Origin of the sequence: Lactobacillus sp. (genome assembly GCF_051873315.1) — a bacterium.
In the GTDB taxonomy this organism is placed as follows: Bacteria; Bacillota; Bacilli; order Lactobacillales; family Lactobacillaceae; genus Lactobacillus.
Genome location: NZ_JBJEES010000061.1, coordinates 23,908 through 39,707 on the forward strand (window position 1 = coordinate 23,908; position 15,800 = coordinate 39,707).

At 49.2% G+C, this 15,800-nt stretch carries 15 protein-coding genes and 1 riboswitch; of the genes, 9 read left to right on the forward strand and 6 right to left on the reverse strand.

Annotated elements, in window-relative coordinates; genetic code table 11:
* Positions 1-76: 76 nt before the first annotated feature.
* Positions 77-541: a transcription elongation factor GreA gene (gene greA / locus ACI32D_RS03575; protein WP_439775275.1), complete on the forward strand. Its 465-nt coding sequence runs from the start codon at positions 77-79 to the stop codon at positions 539-541.
* Positions 542-583: 42 nt separating this feature from the next.
* Here greA and ACI32D_RS03580 read toward each other — a convergent pair whose 3' ends face one another.
* Positions 584-793 (reverse strand): hypothetical protein, encoded by a 210-nt coding sequence (locus ACI32D_RS03580; protein ID WP_439775276.1) that lies wholly within the window; start codon positions 791-793, stop codon positions 584-586.
* Positions 794-1,107: 314 nt separating this feature from the next.
* On the opposite strand from ACI32D_RS03580, the gene ACI32D_RS03585 reads away from it, so the two are divergent.
* Positions 1,108-1,233 carry a hypothetical protein gene (locus ACI32D_RS03585; RefSeq protein ID WP_439775277.1) on the forward strand — a complete coding sequence of 42 codons (126 nt, stop codon included), beginning with the start codon at positions 1,108-1,110 and terminating at the stop codon, positions 1,231-1,233.
* Between the two features lie 473 nt (positions 1,234-1,706).
* Here the strand turns inward: ACI32D_RS03585 and ACI32D_RS03590 are convergent, their stop codons facing one another.
* The gene (locus tag ACI32D_RS03590; RefSeq protein ID WP_439775278.1) at positions 1,707-2,177 is read right to left on the reverse strand and encodes a hypothetical protein; all 471 of its coding nucleotides are present in this window, start codon (positions 2,175-2,177) and stop codon (positions 1,707-1,709) included.
* A 135-nt stretch (positions 2,178-2,312) separates the two neighbouring features.
* Positions 2,313-3,602: an adenylosuccinate synthase gene (locus ACI32D_RS03595; protein ID WP_439775279.1), complete on the reverse strand. Its 1,290-nt coding sequence runs from the start codon at positions 3,600-3,602 to the stop codon at positions 2,313-2,315.
* 185 nt (positions 3,603-3,787) lie between these two features.
* Between ACI32D_RS03595 and ACI32D_RS03600 the strand changes: the two genes are divergently transcribed.
* From ACI32D_RS03600 to ACI32D_RS03610, 3 genes are all read left to right on the forward strand, one after another.
* Positions 3,788-4,780 (forward strand): GMP reductase, encoded by a 993-nt coding sequence (locus ACI32D_RS03600; RefSeq protein WP_439775280.1) that lies wholly within the window; start codon positions 3,788-3,790, stop codon positions 4,778-4,780.
* Between the two features lie 130 nt (positions 4,781-4,910).
* Positions 4,911-6,218 carry a Y-family DNA polymerase gene (locus tag ACI32D_RS03605; RefSeq protein WP_439775281.1) on the forward strand — a complete coding sequence of 436 codons (1,308 nt, stop codon included), beginning with the start codon at positions 4,911-4,913 and terminating at the stop codon, positions 6,216-6,218.
* Positions 6,211-6,570, forward strand: a complete 360-nt coding sequence (locus tag ACI32D_RS03610) for a hypothetical protein (protein WP_439775282.1) — start codon at positions 6,211-6,213, stop codon at positions 6,568-6,570. The genes ACI32D_RS03605 and ACI32D_RS03610 overlap by 8 nt, the downstream gene beginning before the upstream one ends.
* A gap of 65 nt (positions 6,571-6,635) precedes the next feature.
* Here the strand turns inward: ACI32D_RS03610 and ACI32D_RS03615 are convergent, their stop codons facing one another.
* Both ACI32D_RS03615 and ACI32D_RS03620 read right to left on the reverse strand, forming a co-directional pair.
* Positions 6,636-7,928, reverse strand: coding sequence for a nucleobase:cation symporter-2 family protein (locus tag ACI32D_RS03615; RefSeq protein WP_439775283.1), 1,293 nt, complete (start codon positions 7,926-7,928; stop codon positions 6,636-6,638).
* Positions 7,929-7,957: 29 nt separating this feature from the next.
* Positions 7,958-8,527, reverse strand: coding sequence for a xanthine phosphoribosyltransferase (locus ACI32D_RS03620; RefSeq protein ID WP_439775284.1), 570 nt, complete (start codon positions 8,525-8,527; stop codon positions 7,958-7,960).
* A 73-nt stretch (positions 8,528-8,600) separates the two neighbouring features.
* Positions 8,601-8,698: riboswitch (purine riboswitch) on the reverse strand.
* A gap of 189 nt (positions 8,699-8,887) precedes the next feature.
* On the opposite strand from ACI32D_RS03620, the gene guaB reads away from it, so the two are divergent.
* The 3 genes from guaB to ACI32D_RS03635 all read left to right on the forward strand — a co-directional run bounded on the left by guaB (position 8,888) and on the right by ACI32D_RS03635 (position 13,358).
* Positions 8,888-10,045 (forward strand): IMP dehydrogenase, encoded by a 1,158-nt coding sequence (gene guaB / locus ACI32D_RS03625; RefSeq protein ID WP_439775285.1) that lies wholly within the window; start codon positions 8,888-8,890, stop codon positions 10,043-10,045.
* Positions 10,045-11,598 carry a glutamine-hydrolyzing GMP synthase gene (gene guaA, locus ACI32D_RS03630; RefSeq protein WP_416724746.1) on the forward strand — a complete coding sequence of 518 codons (1,554 nt, stop codon included), beginning with the start codon at positions 10,045-10,047 and terminating at the stop codon, positions 11,596-11,598. The genes guaB and guaA overlap by 1 nt, the downstream gene beginning before the upstream one ends.
* A gap of 149 nt (positions 11,599-11,747) precedes the next feature.
* Complete coding sequence (locus ACI32D_RS03635; RefSeq protein ID WP_439775286.1) at positions 11,748-13,358, forward strand: ATP-binding cassette domain-containing protein; 1,611 nt, start codon at positions 11,748-11,750, stop codon at positions 13,356-13,358.
* A 34-nt stretch (positions 13,359-13,392) separates the two neighbouring features.
* On the opposite strand, the gene ACI32D_RS03640 is transcribed toward ACI32D_RS03635, so the two are convergent.
* Positions 13,393-14,235 (reverse strand): AraC family transcriptional regulator, encoded by an 843-nt coding sequence (locus ACI32D_RS03640; RefSeq protein WP_439775287.1) that lies wholly within the window; start codon positions 14,233-14,235, stop codon positions 13,393-13,395.
* 138 nt (positions 14,236-14,373) lie between these two features.
* On the opposite strand from ACI32D_RS03640, the gene ACI32D_RS03645 reads away from it, so the two are divergent.
* The coding region (locus tag ACI32D_RS03645; RefSeq protein WP_439775288.1) for a glycoside hydrolase family 1 protein at positions 14,374-15,800 on the forward strand (1,427 nt) is incomplete at its 3' end.

The following is a 15,800-nucleotide window of genomic DNA, read 5'->3' on the forward strand; positions in this document are numbered from 1 at the left end:
AAATAAATTTTTTTGGCAAAAAGACCTGGGCGGGCTATAATGATTTAAAAATAGAAGTGAAAGGCGACTGGCTAGCATGGTATATTATCAGAAAATGACCCCCGAGGGCTACAAGCAGATTGAAGACGAGATCGCGGCCTTGAAGGCTGACCGGCCCCGCCGGGTGCAGAACCTAAAGGAGGCCCGGGCCCTGGGCGACTTGTCCGAAAACACTGAATATTCAACCGCTAAAAGAGAACTCCGCCACCTGGACAGCCGGGTCCGCTACTTGAACAAGCAGCTGAAATACGCGGAAGTAATTGAGGTGGTCAATGACGGCAAGGTCAACCTGGGAAAAAATGTCACCATCCGCTATGAAGACGATGGGGAAGAGGAAAGCTACAAGATCGTGGGCCGGATGGAAGAGGCTGTAGGCGATGGCAAGCTGCCCTTTGACAGTCCTTTGGGCCACGCCCTCATGCACCGCAAGGCTGGGGATGTGGTGACGGTTGAAGCGCCGATGGGAGACTACCAAGTCACCATCCTCAGTGTGGAAAATTAAAATGGAAAACCGTCTAGCTCTAAGCTAGACGGTTTTTGCGTGTTATTTTTTGTTGAGCTTGTAGAAGAAGTAGATAGAGTCAATAAAGAAAACGATCCCAATAAGAGCTACTTCCCAAATGTCTTTAGCAAGAAAACCATATTTTTTCCACAACATAATGTCAGTTGTGGTAATGCCGGTTGCAAAACTAGCAATGAAGGCACAAAGGCTAGTAGCAATTTTACCTTCTAGAATTTCTTTCAGCTTTTTCATAGTACTTTCTTGTACACCCACTTTACAGATTGCAAATGTTTTCTAGCTGAATCCTTATAAGTGTAAGTCTTCCAAGCATAGTATTCATAACCCTTGGTACAGTAAATCTTTACTGTATACCACTTCTCTTTTGGTCTCTTTCCAAAATTAATAACATATAATTCACGTAAGAAATTGATTCCTTCGACATAAGGCCCTACTCCTGGAATTAGGGTTAACAACGTAGATAGTATGAACTTTCCACTCTCAGTTATTTTTCTTACGGATTCGCTATTATATTTCTGAGTATCTAGATAGTAGTATTTTCTTCCAGCATGTCTAAAAGCAACTTTGCCATTTGCGTAGCTGAAGTTGATAAACGGGCTGAAAATACTGCTACTTTGAGAAGACGGTACCTGGCTATTGTTGATATCGATAGAGCAAACTTCATCGCCATCTAGATGGTGTAGATCCCATCTGCATTGGTAATTTTGTAAGAGTGTTCCTCACCGTTGTATCTTACCTTGCCGCTCATTCTTGAAGGATCATCTGGCAAGATTTGCATTGTTTCTCCTGATTTTGTGGTTATGTTTTGCCATTTGTTGTCTGATGATCCCTATGAAGAATTGTTAGTTGAACTAGTAACTTGCACACTGCTTGTTGTAGTAGATGCATTTACCACGGTTGGAATTGTTGCTTGCAAAAGAGTTGTAGCAGAAAGGCCAGTTGCTAGTCCAATTGCGATTAATTTGCTTAGTTTTTTCACTTTTTACCTCCGAAAAATTACATTTCCAACAAATATAGTATAGCACTTACATTGCGGAAAGGAAGCGCTCTTTTGGAAAGGATATTTTGGAAAAAGTAGGCAATCATCCCAGTGTGGATAACTAAAGTGGAAAACCCGTCTGGCTTAGAGCTAGACGGGTTTTGTGTGTTATTTTTTGTTGAGCTTGTAGAATTCTTCAATTGAAAAGCCAAAAGAGAAAATGGCGATTATGGCCAATTCAATGGTTGGATCATAATTGCTTGTGCTTCTATTCCAAAAGGCGATAGCCCCAACTGCAAAGCCAGCAAATAAAGAATCAGAAAACGCAATAATTCTCAAACTTCCCTTTCCAGTTAAAATATTCCACAATCTCTCTCTAAATTTATTAGTAGTCAACTTGACTTTTACCTTGTTTAACTTGTAGAGCTTGTATGTGCCATAGATACCATAGAACAAGAGGATAAGTCCGCAGATAATAGCTTCGGCTATGGAGCTGTTATGATAACCGCCCTTGAGCCCTAAGGCAACAGTCGCTGCCGCAAAACCAGCTATGAAGGTAGTAGAAAAGGTAAAGATACTTAGAGCGATTTTACCATTTAGTACATCCTTTACGGATTGAAAAAGATTTTTGCTTTTCATGATAAAAACATCTCTTCCAAATAATATTATTTACGCCTCTATGGTAGCACTTTCTTCAAGTAAAACAAGATAAAACATTTTTTGCCAAAATAAAGAACCCCGTCAAAGACGAGGCACTTAGTAGATATTAATTTTTTACAAAGTCCATGGGTCTTGCAAAACGATGGTTTGTTCCCGGTCAGGACCAACAGAAACAGTCACAACTGGTACGCCAGTGATTTCACTGATCCGCTTGACGAAGGCCTGAGCCTTTTCTGGCAGGTCTTCCCAGCTCTTGGCGCCGGTGATGTCTTCTTCCCAGGCTGGCAGTTCTTCGTAAACTGGCTGGCAAGCTTCAACTTCCTTCAAGTTGGCTGGGTAGTAGTCGATTTGCTTGCCGTTCAAGTCGTAGGCCACGCAGATCTTAATCTTGTCAAAGCCGCTGAAGACGTCTAACAGGTTCAAGCTCAAGGCGTTGATGCCGGCTACGCGCTTAGCGTGACGGAGGGCAACTGAGTCAAACCAGCCAACCCGGCGCGGACGGCCAGTAACAGTGCCGTATTCGTGGGCGATGTCCCGGATCTTGTCGCCGGTTTCATCGTGCAGTTCAGTTGGGAATGGGCCGGCACCAACTCTGGTAGTGTAGGCCTTGCAGATGCCCAGGACAGTCTTGATCCGGTTGGCCCCGATCCCGCTGCCGGAAGCGATCCCGCCGGAAACTGAGTTAGAAGAACTTACGAATGGGTAGGTACCCTGGTCGATGTCCAACATGATCCCTTGGGCACCTTCAAAGAGGACCTTTTCGTCCTTGTCCAGGGCGTCGTTGACGTAGAGGGAAGTGTCGCAAACGTACTTGGCGATCCGCTTGCCGTATTCAACGTACTTGTTGTAGATTTCGTCAAAGTCCATGGCTGGCTTGCCGTAAACCTTGGTGAAGAGGGCGTTCTTGCTTTCCAGGTTGAAGCGGAGCTTTTCAGCAAAAGTTTCCGGATCGATCAAGTCGCAAACCCGGATGCCGATTCTGGAAGCCTTGTCCATGTAAGTTGGCCCGATCCCGTTCTTGGTGGTGCCGACCTTCAGGCTGCCCTTGGCTTCTTCTTCATAAGTGTCTTGCATTACGTGGTAAGGCATGATGACGTGAGCGCGGTTGGAGATCTTCAAGTTGCTGGTGTCGATCCCGCTCTTTTCCAAGTTGTCCAGTTCGCCCAAGAGGACTTCAGGGTTGATAACCACCCCGTTGCCGATCACGGCGCCCAATTTAGCCGCGAAGATCCCGGATGGAATCAAGCGCATCTTGAATTCCTTGCCGTCAAAGTCGATCGTGTGGCCAGCGTTGTTGCCGCCGTTGGCGCGAACTGACAGGTCTGCCGTCGTCCCTAAAAAGTCTGTAATCTTACCCTTGCCTTCGTCGCCCCATTGGCTGCCGACAACTGCGATTGATGTCATTTTTTCACCTCAAAAAAATATCTCGTAGAACTTACGTTAGAAAGGTTAGCATTAACTTGGCAATTAGTCAACAAAAATCCGAATAATATTTTCAGAATGTTCGTGAATGGTTCGAATAAGCCTTGACTTTTAAGGCAAATGTCAGTAAAGTATCAAAGGTACTTTAAAAAAGGAGCTGGCAAAAAATGAGCAATTATTTCAGCATGGAAGCTTTTGACTATGATGATATCCAACTGGTGCCCAACAAGGCCATCGTGAAGAGCCGGAAGGAATGTGACACGAGCGTCAAGTTTGGAAACCGAACTTTCAAGATCCCAGTCGTTCCCGCCAATATGGAAAGCGTCATTGACGAAGACCTGGCGGTCTGGCTGGCCCAAAACGGCTATTACTATGTCATGCACCGCTTCCAGCCCGAAAAGCGGGCCGACTTCATCAAGATGATGCATGAGAAGGGACTTTTTGCATCGATTTCCGTCGGCATCAAAGACGATGAATATGACTTTATCGACGAACTGGTGGAAAAGGACTTAATCCCGGAATACACCACGATCGACGTGGCCCACGGGCACTCAGTCTACGTGATCGACATGATCAAGTACATTAAGGAAAAAATGCCGGACACCTTCCTTACGGCCGGCAACGTGGCAACGCCAGAAGCCGTCCGGGAACTGGAAAATGCCGGCGCTGACGCTACCAAGGTCGGGGTTGGCCCGGGCAAGGCCTGCATCACCAAGCTCAAGACCGGTTTCGGGACTGGCGGCTGGCAGCTGGCTGCTCTCAGAATGTGCAGCAAGGTGGCCAGAAAGCCTTTGATCGCTGACGGGGGGATCCGCCACAACGGCGACATCGCCAAGTCTGTCCGCTTCGGGGCCAGCATGGTCATGATCGGGTCAATGCTGGCCGGGCATGAAGAATCCCCGGGCAACGTGATCAAGATCGACGGCAAGACCTACAAGCAGTACTGGGGTTCAGCCAGTGAAGTGCAAAAGGGTGCCTACCGCAACGTTGAAGGCAAGCAAATGCTGGTCCCTTACCGGGGCAGCATCGCTGACACCTTGGAAGAAATGAAGGAAGACCTGCAGTCTTCTATCTCTTATGCCGGCGGCCGGGACCTGGAATCAATCAAGCGGGTCGACTACGTCATCGTGAAGAACACGATCATGAACGGCGACTATTAAACTGAATTTTTTGAAAAGAGGCTAAGGCCTCTTTTTATTTTTGGTTTTATTTTCTGTTCGCTTGCTTTTTAGAACAAAGGTTCGATATAATTCTATTAGAACAAACGTTCAAGTAAGGAAGTGGATTTTGATGTACGATTACCGCTATGAGCCCCACCGGGTTATTTTCATGATCGACAACAAATCTTTCTATGCCTCCTGCGAGGCTCTGCGCCTGGGGCTGAACCCGATGGAAGTCGCTTTAGCCGTCGTGTCTCAGCAGCCGGGGACTGACTGGGGCAGCGGCCTAATCATGGCTGCCTCGCCTTTGGCCAAGAAAAAGTATGGCCTGAGCAATGTCATGCGGGCCAGAGACCTGCCGCCTAAAGACCAGGCACCGGACCTGATGCTGGTTGAGCCGCATATGAATCTTTATATCAAGCGGAGCATGGAGGTTTTGCAGATTTTCCGCAAGTACGCGGCGGATGAGGACATCCATGTCTATTCGATTGATGAAAGCATGATCGACATGACCGAGTCCTGGCACTTGTTTGGGGATGATCCTTATTTGGTGGCCCGCAAGATCCAAAAAGACATTCACGACAGCCTGGGCCTGTACACGACTTGCGGGATTGGAGAGAACCCGCTTTTGGCCAAACTGGCCATGGATATTTCCGCCAAGCACCGGACTTCAATGATTGCCTGCTGGCATTATATCGACGTGCCCGATACCATCTGGAAGATTCCCAAGCTGGAAGATGTCTGGGGGATCAATGTCCGGACGGCCAACCGCCTGCGCCGGCTGGGGATCAACAATATGTACGACCTGGCCCACAGCGATCCGGCAGTTTTGAAGAAGGAGTTCGGGCTGATCGGCGAGCAGCTTTTTGCCATGAGCTGGGGGGTGGACCGGAGCATTATCAAGCAGAAGTACCGGCCCAAAAGCAAAAGCTACGGAAACTCCCAAATCTTGAACCGGGACTATGAGGACCAGCGGGAAATCGAGATCGTCATCCAAGAAATCGGTGACCAGGTCGCGGCCAGAATTAGGGCTCACCATCTGCTGGCGGGCCGGGTCAGCCTCTATGTCGGTTACGCTGACTATGAAGCCGATCCAGTTGGCTTCAGCATTCAAGAGAAGATCACACCGACTGATATTTCCAGCGATTTGGTGGCCAAGCTCTGGGCCCTTTTTAGAAAAAAGTGGCGGGGGCAGGCCGTCAGACGGCTAGGGGTGACCTACAGCAATTTAGCGCCGGCCGGCTGCCAGCAGCTGACTTTTTTTCTGCCTCCAGCCGAGCAGATCAAGCAGCAGAAGCGGGACCAGGTAGTCGACAAATTACGGAAGAAGTACGGCTTTGCCAGTGTCGTCAGAGCCTCCAGCCTTTTGCCAGGGGCCACGGCAATCGCCAGAAGCCGCCTGGTCGGCGGTCACAATGGGGGCAACGCCTATGAGTAAGGAGTTTGACCAGCGGGTGACGGATTTTTTTGCTCATTATCAGGACCGGGGGATGAAGAAGTGGGCGGGCTTTTTCCTAAGCGACCACACGGCCATGATCAATAAAGAGACGCGGGAACGGATTGTTCCAGAACGGGCAGAGATGAGCCGGGAAGAGTGTGGGAAGGTGCTGGGCCTGGCTTTTAGCCGCCAGCAGGCGGTGATTGTTCAGCTAAAAGAAGTAGATGAAAACGGGAAGCGGCCAGAAGAAATAGTTGGTTTTGTCCGGGGCTATACGGAAGACAAGGTCGTTATCGATGAACATGTCATTGCTTTAGACGACTTGCGCTGCGTCCTGCTTTTAGGCGATTAAGGATAAGATAAAAAGCCTCTTCACTTGTTTGGTGAAGAAGCTTTTAGTCTGATTATCAGCAAAAGTTAGTTTTCGTCCAGGCCCTTTTTGCCCTTGAAGACCAAGTTCAAAAGGACGGAAGAGATTGAGGCGATGACGATCCCGTTTTCCAGGAAGAGCTGCAGTTCGCTTGGCAGAGCCTGGAAGATGGTTGGGTAAACGGAGACGCCTAAGCCCAGACCCAGGGAGATAGCCACGATCAAAAGGTTGTGGTTGTCGCTGAAGTCGACCTTGAGCAGCATCTTGATCCCCTGTACGGCGATGGAGGAGAACATGACCACCATGGCCCCGCCCAATACGGCCGTTGGCATGATGGTGACCAGGGCGCCGACTTTTGGCAAAAGGCCCATGGCCATCAAGAGGCCGGCTGCCCAGTAGATCGGTCGCTTGGACCGGATGCCGGACAATTGCAGCAGGCCGACGTTTTGGGAGAAGGTGGTGTAAGGGAAGGTGTTGAAGAGGCCGCCGAAGATTTGGGCCAACCCTTCAGCCCGGTAGCCCCGCTTGAGGTCATCTTCCGTGATGTCTTTGCCCAAAAGGTCGCCTAAGGCGAAGAAGACCCCGGTTGATTCAACCATGGAGACCAAGGCGATGATCATCATAGTCAAGCTGGATGACCATTCAAACTTTGGCAAGCCAAAGTAGAAGAATTGCGGGAAGTGCAGCCAGGCTGCCTGGGAAACTGGGGTAAGGGAAACCATACCAAGGCAGGCAGCCAGGAGAGTGCCAACGATGAGGCCGATCAAGACGGAAATTGAGGCGATGAAGCCCTTGGCGAAGGCTTGCAGGGCCACGATCACTAAGATAGTGACGAAGCCGACCAGGAGGTTCTTGGGGTCACCGAAGTCCTTGGCAGTGACGGACCCGCCGCCCAGGTTCTGGATGCCGACTGGAATCAAGGTCAGACCGATCGTGGTGATCAAGGTCCCGGTGACAACTGGCGGGAAGAGCTTTTTGATTTTTGAAAAGACCCCGGCGATGAGGAAGACGAAGACCCCGGCCACGATGATCGACCCGTACATGGTGCCGATGGAGTACTTCTGCCCGATCATTTCCAAAGGAGCAACAGCCTGGATGGCGCAGCCTAAAACGACTGGCAGGCCGATCCCGAAGTAGCGGTTGCGCATCAGCTGCAAGAGGGTAGCCAGGCCGCACATGAAGATGTCGATGGAGACCAGGTAGGTCAATTGCTCTGAGTTAAAGTGCAGGGCATTGCCGATCAAGATCGGGACAGCCACAGCCCCGGAGTACATGGCCAAAAGGTGCTGCAGGCCCAGGACGAAAGAGCGGCCTTGTGAAGGTTCTTGTGTTTGATCCATTTTTATTTGATAACTCCCACTGTCAAAAATTAGTTGAAAATGACTTGCCCGTCGGCGAATTCCTTGATGCTGGCCAAAGCTTCCAGGTGGTAGCCGTGGTTGACCAGCCAGTCATGGCCGCCCTGGAAGGCCTTTTCCACGACAACGCCCACGCCGACTACTTCAGCGCCGGCTTGTTCAGCCAGGGAGATCAAGCCCTTGGCTGCTTCGCCGTTGGCCAGGAAGTCATCGATAACCAGGATGCGGTCATTTGCGTCAAGGAACTTGGCTTCAACGGAAATGGTGTTGGTAACTTGCTTGGTGTAGGAGAAGACTTCCGCGGTGTAGACTTCGTCAGTGACGGTTGAAGGCTTCTTCTTTCTGGCAAAGACCATCGGCACGCCCAAGCAGTAGGCTGCCATGATGCCGGGAGCGATCCCGCTGGCTTCAGCGGTGAGGACCCGGGTGACGCCAGCGTCCTTGAAGAGGCGGGCAAATTCCTGGCCCAGGGTCATCATCAATTGTGGATCGATCTGGTGGTTCAAGAATGAGTTGACCTTCAAGACGTCGCCTGGTAAAACGACGCCATCCTTCTTAATGCGTTCTTCTAAAAGTTCCATGTGACTCCTTCCAAAACAAAAAAGAAAAAGGCTCCTTTTACCAAAACTAGGCAAAAGAAGCCGCGCCGGCAATAGCCGGCCCTTCTTTACCTATAGTCCGGAGTTTACGGCTCCGGGTAGAGACTGCTGCCCGTATCGCAGCGATATATAAGTAGAAACATTTGTTAAGTTATTGCTAAATCTTACAGCAAAAACCGAATTAATTCAATCAGATTCGCTGAAAAATTGTTAATTTGGCTCAAAAAGTCCTAAAAGATTAAAAAAATAAGTGAATGATTCGCTTTTTGTTGACCTGGCGGCGAAAAACGTGTAAAGTTGATTAATTAAAAAGTATCAACGATTGTTTGAAAGGATGAAATCATGTCTTTGTGGGAAACCAAATTTGCTAAAGAAGGTATTACTTTTGACGACGTGCTCTTGATTCCAGCTGAAAGTCACGTTCTGCCGAACGAAGTCGACTTGTCAACCCAGCTGGCACCAAACTTGAAGCTGAACATTCCTTTGATCTCCGCTGGGATGGACACGGTGACCGAAGGCAAGATGGCGGCAGCCATGGCTAAGATGGGCGGCCTTGGGGTAGTCCACAAGAACCTTTCAATTCAAGCGCAAGCCGATGAAGTTCGTTTGGCCAAGAACACTCCGGTAACTGCCGAAGACACTCACGCTGCCGTTGACAAGGATGGCAAGCTCTTGGTAGCAGCTGCTGTCGGCGTAACCAGCGACACTTTTGAAAGAGCAGAAGCCCTGTTTGAAGCCGGTGCTGACGCGATCGTTATCGACACGGCCCACGGCCACTCAGCCGGCGTTTTGCGCAAGATCAAGGAAATCCGCGACCACTTCCCGCACAACACTTTGATTGCCGGTAACGTGGCAACTGGTGAAGGTACCCGGGCCTTGTTTGAAGCTGGTGTTGACGTAGTCAAGGTTGGTATCGGGCCTGGCTCAATCTGCACCACCAGAGTGGTTGCTGGTGTCGGCGTGCCGCAATTGACTGCTATTTACGACGCGGCTGACGTAGCCCGGGAATTTGGCAAGCCAATCATCGCTGACGGCGGGATCAAGTACTCAGGTGACGTGGTTAAGGCTTTGGCAGCCGGCGGCAACGCGGTTATGCTGGGCTCCATGCTGTCAGGTACTGAAGAAGCTCCAGGGGACGTGCAGCAAGGCGCTGACGGCCGTCTGGTTAAGTCCTACCGGGGTATGGGGTCAGTTGGCGCCATGTCCCAGCAGCACGGCTCAAGCGACCGCTACTTCCAAGGAGGGATCAACGAAGCCAACAAGCTGGTGCCAGAAGGCATCGAAGCTGTTGTTTCCTACAAGGGTACGGTAAGCAACGTTGTTTACCAGATCCTTGGGGGCCTGCGGTCCGGTATGGGCTACTGCGGGGCTGAAAACATCGACAAGCTGATTGAAACCGCCCAATTCGTCCGCATCTCAAACGCCGGCCTGCGTGAATCTCACCCGCACGACGTTATGATGAGCAAGGCCGCACCTAACTACGGAGGTATCGACTTCTAATGGCAAAAATCGACTTAAGCAATTTTGACAAGATCATCGTCCTGGACTTCGGCAGCCAGTACAACCAATTGATCACCCGCCGGATCCGTGACTTTGGCATCTACTCAGAACTGTTGCCGCACACGATTACGGCAGAAGAAGTGAAGAAGATCGCTCCTAAGGGGATCATCTTCTCCGGTGGCCCGAACTCAGTTTATGATGAAAACGCCCTGGATGTTGATCCGGAAATTTTTGAACTGGGGATTCCAATCTTGGGCATCTGCTACGGGATGCAATTGATGACCCAGAAGCTGGGCGGGACGGTGGAAAAGGCCGGTGAAGCTGAATACGGCTCAGCCCACATTGAAGTCAAGGAAGCTGACAGCCCGCTTTACAAGGGCCTGCCAGAAAAGCAGGTTGTCTGGATGAGCCACGGGGACTTGGTAACCAAGGTGCCGGAAGGCTTTGAAGTTCTGGCTTCAAGCAAGAACTGCCCGATCGCTTCCATGGCTGACCCAGCCCGGAAGTTCTACGCCATCCAGTTCCACGCAGAAGTCCGTAACTCAGAATACGGCCTGGACATCTTGCGCCGCTTTGCCTTTGACGTTTGCGGGGCCAAGGACAACTGGACCATGGACGACTTTATCAAGCTGTCTGTTGACTCAATCAGAGAAGAAGTCGGCGACGCTAACGTGATCCTTGGGATCTCCGGCGGGGTTGACTCCAGCGTTACGGCTACCCTTTTGCACAAGGCAATTGGCAGCCAATTGACGGCGATTTTTGTCGACCACGGCCTGCTGAGAAAGAACGAAAGCGATGAAGTTATGGCCGCCCTCAAGGAAGGGTTGGGCGTGAACATCGTCAGAGTTGATGCCAAGGACCGCTTCATGTCCAAGCTGGCCGGGGTAACCGACCCTGAAAAGAAGCGGAAGATCATCGGCAACGAATTCGTGCAGGTCTTCAACGATGAAGCCAAGAAGATCAAGGACGCCAAGTTCCTGGCCCAAGGGACCTTGTATACTGACGTTATTGAATCAGGGACCGACACGGCCCACACGATCAAGAGCCACCACAATGTCGGGGGCTTGCCGGAAGACATGCAGTTCAAGCTGATTGAACCGCTGCGGCAATTGTTCAAGGACGAAGTCCGGGTCTTGGGTGAAAAGCTGGGCCTGCCACACGACTTGGTATGGCGGCAGCCGTTCCCAGGTCCTGGTCTGGCTATCCGGGTGATCGGGGAGATCACTGAAGAGAAGCTGCGGATCGTCCGGGACGCGGACGCGATCTTGCGGGAAGAAGTCAAGAACGCTGGCCTGCAGGAAAGCATTTGGCAATACTTTGTTGCTCTGCCAGGGATGCGGAGCGTCGGGGTTATGGGCGACGGCCGGACTTACGACTACGCCGTCTGCATCCGGGCTGTTACGTCAATTGACGGGATGACGGCTGACTTTGCCCAGATTCCATGGGATGTTCTGCAGAAGATCTCAGTGCGGATCGTCAACGAAGTCAAGCAGGTTAACCGCGTACTGTACGACGTGACGAGCAAGCCGCCGGCAACTATCGAATACGAATAAAATAAGCGGAATTTTCTCCGCCGTGGAAACTACCTGGTTATTGCCGGGTAGTTTTTTGTTGGAAAAATGAAAAAATGTACTTAACCTTTTTTATTTTTTAATATATACTTAACACATGAAAACATGGGGGAGAATTCTTTAAAAAGGTTGTGAGTGTTTTGTATTATTCAGATTTTATCAAGGGCAATCGAGTTAGGTTTATCGCGATTATTCTTTTAGTTATTGGCGGCAGCGCGCTTCTTGCCGGCAACAATGCCTTGCTGACGCTGCTGGGGGACAGCTTGCGCAAAGGAAACCTGCTGCTTTTCGTGTCAATTATCGGGATCAATTTTGTGGTTGATGCTATCGGCAGCGGCCTGTCTTATAGAGCCAATTATTTGTATGATAAACAGACCCAAGAGTATTTCCACAAGCTTCGGTCTGCTGAAGTGGAAAAAATCTACAACAGTGGTAACAAGGCACCGAAAGTTTCTAGCGTTCAAAACAGTTTGACCCAAGATTTAAATATGCTGGGGGAAAATTTTCTGGCTCCATGGCTGAAAATTGCCGCTTGTGGATTGGATGTAGTCCTTTCCTCAATCATCGTCTTTACCTACAGCTGGCTTTTATTGCTGGTAATTCTGCTTCTTGCAGTCTTGATGTTTTTTATGCCACGTTTTTTATCTCCAGCTTTGCAAAAGGCTACCGATGATATTTCTAATGAAAACAAGCGTTATCTCGATATGCTGGAAAAATGGTTTAGCGGTTTGAGCGTTTTGCAGAGATATCATGTCAAGCAGAAGCTTTTGGCAGTGACGACAGCTCAAGGAAAGCAACTTGAAGATGCCAATGTCAGACGGTCTGGCCAGATGCAATTTGCCAGCGGCGTCAACAATGCCGCAAACATGCTGTCACAAGCTTTAATTTTGCTGGTGTCAGGTGTCTTGATTATTACTGGCCGGATGAATTTCGGTGTCTTCTTTAGCATTGGCAACTTTGCCAGCACGATTTTTACTGAACTGGGGGTAGTGGTCAACCAATATACTGTTTTGCAGTCAAGCAAAACTTTAAACGCCAAGCTCAGAGAGCAGCTTGCAGTCCAGACTGACCACTCAGAAAAGATAGAAAGTTTGGATCACTTTCAGTCATTGTCAGTTCAAGCCTTGTCTGTAGCTTTTAGCAATGAAGAAAAAATCACTTATCCGGATTTTCAAATCAAGCGGGGAGAAAAAATCTTATTGTCAGGGGACAGTGGGACTGGAAAATCTACGCTTTTTAAACTGATCCTGCAGGAGTTGCCATTGGCAACTGGAAAGATTTGTTTTAAAAACGAAGCTGGTCAGGAAATCAAACAGCCAGACCTGTCTCAAATCGGCTATGTTCCGCAAGATCCGGTTCTCTTTCCGGGTACAATCAAGGAAAATATTACAATGTTCAACTCCAAGCTGAATGACCGGGTAATGCACTTTGTTAAGCAGGTGAATTTGGAAAAAGATCTGGCTAAATTCCCGGCAGGAGTAGATACGGAACTCGATCAAGGCAAGCATGCCCTGTCTGGCGGCCAGCGGCAAAAAGTGGTTTTGGCCAGAGCACAAATCCATGACAGCCAGCTGATTTTCATTGATGAAGGCACTTCAGCCATTGATGCGCATAATGGCTTGGAAATTTTGCAGAATCTGCTGCAAACGGACGCAACGATTATTTTTATCGCGCACAACTTGACTGAAGAGATGCGGCAGTTATTTGACCGGGAGATTCATTTAAGCAATACTGCAGGTTAAACAAAAAGCGGGCAAGTTTGGCTTGCCCGTTTTTTCATTCATTGAAATATTTGCTGAAGGCCTTGCGATATTGGCTGGGGGTCATTTCTTTCCAGGCTTTAAAATTGCGTTCCAAAACTTTGGCCGAAGAAAAGCCGCAGTAATTGGCAATGTAGGCGACGGAATAGTTCGTGCTCAGCAAGAGGTATCTGGCATGCATGAGCCGGACTTGCTTTAAGTATTTGCCTAAAGGAAGTTTTGTCACTTGGCTCAATTCTTTATTTAAAGTCACTTGCGAAACCCTAAAATGTTCAGCGATGCTTTGGGCCGTGATATTGGTGGAAGAGTTGTTGGCGATGTAGGCGATCACCGTGTCAGCCAATGATTGGTTGGGCGGGGTGGTGATGTCCGTTTTTTCAGTATATTCGCTGTCGATCAGGGCTATCATTTGAAAAAATTCGCTCAAAATTAAAAAACGGATGCTGTCACTGATCGGTTGGTCGACGAGTTCAGCGATGGCAATCAGATTTTTTCTCAATTGCCGGTAGCTGGCAGTATCGCGGCTGATATGGCCCATTTTGATCCGCCAATTCTTACTGGAAGGATATTCTTTTTCTAAAAAGTTATTGTCAATAATCATCCCCATAACATAATAAGACCGGTCTTTGTGCCCCGTCGCGGCATGAATCTGTGAGCGGTCAATAGCCCAGATATCACCGGAATTGTAATGGTGGGTCTGGCCGGCAATGACAACTTTGAAGTCTTCCCCAGATACCAGATAATCAATTTCGATCCCGGTATGCCAGTGGGTGGGTGATTTAGGCGCATAACTTGATTTTTTAAAAAATTTGAAGGGGAGGCGGGTGAGGTTGTCGACTTCTTCGTAAGCAATGGGCATGTTTTTCTCCTTTATAAATCGTCCCTAAGTGCTTTAAGAAATGGGGCGTAATCGCTTTCTCCTATGATACCATACTGCTTGTAGGAAAAATATTTAGACGGCAATAAACCTGAACTTACAATTTAGGAGGAAAAAATAATGGCTCATTTCAGAAAAGACTTTTTGTGGGGCGGCGCGGTAGCGGCCAACCAGGTTGAAGGTGGATACAACGAAGGCGGCAAGGGCTTGTCAGTGACTGACATCACCACGGCCGGCTCTCTGGAAAGCCCGCGCTACTTGACTTATACCCTGGATGGCAAGGACGGCAAGGTAGCCGGGATGTTTGCCAGCTCCTTGCCAAAGGGCGCCAAGGGTAAGATTTTTGACAATGAATACTACCCGAACCATGTAGCGATTGATTTTTACCACCACTACAAGGAAGACATCAAGATGTTTGCCGACATGGGCTTTAAGGTATTCAGAACCTCCATTGCCTGGACGCGGATTTTCCCAACTGGCGAAGAAGACAAGCCAAACCAGGAAGGCCTTGACTTCTACCGCAGAGTCTTTGAAGAACTGAAGAAGAACGGGATTGAACCATTAGTTACTATTTCCCACTATGAAGACCCATTGGCTTTAGGTGAAAAGTACAACGACTGGCAAGACCGCAAGATGATTGACCTCTATGTCAAGTACGCAACGACCTTGTTCAAGGAATACAAGGACCTGGTTAAGTACTGGCTGACCTTCAACGAAATCAACTCATCCTTGATGTTCTTGAAGATGGTGGGCGATGGCAACGCATCTGATGAAGATTACCAAAAGGCTTACCAAAAGCTGCACCACCAATTCGTTGCTTCTGCCAAGGCAGTTGTTGCAGGCCACAAGATCAACCCAGACTTCATGATCGGGAACATGATCGCCGGTTCTGTCTACTACCCAGGCACGCCTGACCCAAAGGATGCTATAGCTGCCCGCTACGAAGAAGAATTGGCCCAGCTTTACTGTGCTGACGCGCAAGCTAAGGGTGAATACCCAAGTTTTGCCAAGCGCTTATGGGATGAACACAATGTTCACTTGAAGATTGAAGATGGCGACCTTGAAATCATGAAGGAAGGTAAAGTTGACATGTACACCTTCTCATACTACATGTCAAACATGGTTACCACCCATGATGTTGGCGAAAAGGCTAAGGGTAACTTCGCTGCTGGCGCTAAGAACCCATATCTTGAATACTCTGAATGGGGCTGGTCAACTGACCCAGACGGCCTGCAACTGTACTTGGAAAAGATGTATGACCGTTATGGCATCCCGATGATGGTTGTTGAAAATGGTCTTGGTGCCGTTGACAAGCTGGAAGATGGTACTGTTCATGACGATTACCGGATTGACTACTTGAGAAAGCACATCAAGGCGATGGACAAGGCGGTTGAACATGGGGTTGACCTGCGTGCCTACACGACCTGGGGCTGCATTGACTGCGTTTCTGCCGGGACTGGTCAAATGTCCAAGCGGTATGGCTTCATCTATGGTGACCGTGATGACAAGGGCGAAGGTACGCTTAAGCGTCTTCCTAAGGATTCATA

Bases quoted from the DNA above. Each gene is read 5' to 3' on its own strand.
- ACI32D_RS03590 (WP_439775278.1), bottom strand. From the start codon at position 2,177: ATGAAAAGCAAAAATCTTTTTCAATCCGTAAAGGATGTACTAAATGGT.
- ACI32D_RS03580 (WP_439775276.1), bottom strand. From the start codon at position 793: ATGAAAAAGCTGAAAGAAATTCTAGAAGGTAAAATTGCTACTAGCCTT.
- guaB (WP_439775285.1), top strand. From the start codon at position 8,888: ATGTCTTTGTGGGAAACCAAATTTGCTAAAGAAGGTATTACTTTTGAC.
- greA (WP_439775275.1), top strand. From the start codon at position 77: ATGGTATATTATCAGAAAATGACCCCCGAGGGCTACAAGCAGATTGAA.
- ACI32D_RS03620 (WP_439775284.1), bottom strand. From the start codon at position 8,527: ATGGAACTTTTAGAAGAACGCATTAAGAAGGATGGCGTCGTTTTACCA.
- ACI32D_RS03585 (WP_439775277.1), top strand. From the start codon at position 1,108: ATGTCTAAAAGCAACTTTGCCATTTGCGTAGCTGAAGTTGATAAACGG.
- ACI32D_RS03615 (WP_439775283.1), bottom strand. From the start codon at position 7,928: ATGGATCAAACACAAGAACCTTCACAAGGCCGCTCTTTCGTCCTGGGC.
- ACI32D_RS03640 (WP_439775287.1), bottom strand. From the start codon at position 14,235: ATGCCCATTGCTTACGAAGAAGTCGACAACCTCACCCGCCTCCCCTTC.
- ACI32D_RS03605 (WP_439775281.1), top strand. From the start codon at position 4,911: ATGTACGATTACCGCTATGAGCCCCACCGGGTTATTTTCATGATCGAC.
- ACI32D_RS03600 (WP_439775280.1), top strand. From the start codon at position 3,788: ATGAGCAATTATTTCAGCATGGAAGCTTTTGACTATGATGATATCCAA.
- ACI32D_RS03595 (WP_439775279.1), bottom strand. From the start codon at position 3,602: ATGACATCAATCGCAGTTGTCGGCAGCCAATGGGGCGACGAAGGCAAG.
- guaA (WP_416724746.1), top strand. From the start codon at position 10,045: ATGGCAAAAATCGACTTAAGCAATTTTGACAAGATCATCGTCCTGGAC.
- ACI32D_RS03610 (WP_439775282.1), top strand. From the start codon at position 6,211: ATGAGTAAGGAGTTTGACCAGCGGGTGACGGATTTTTTTGCTCATTAT.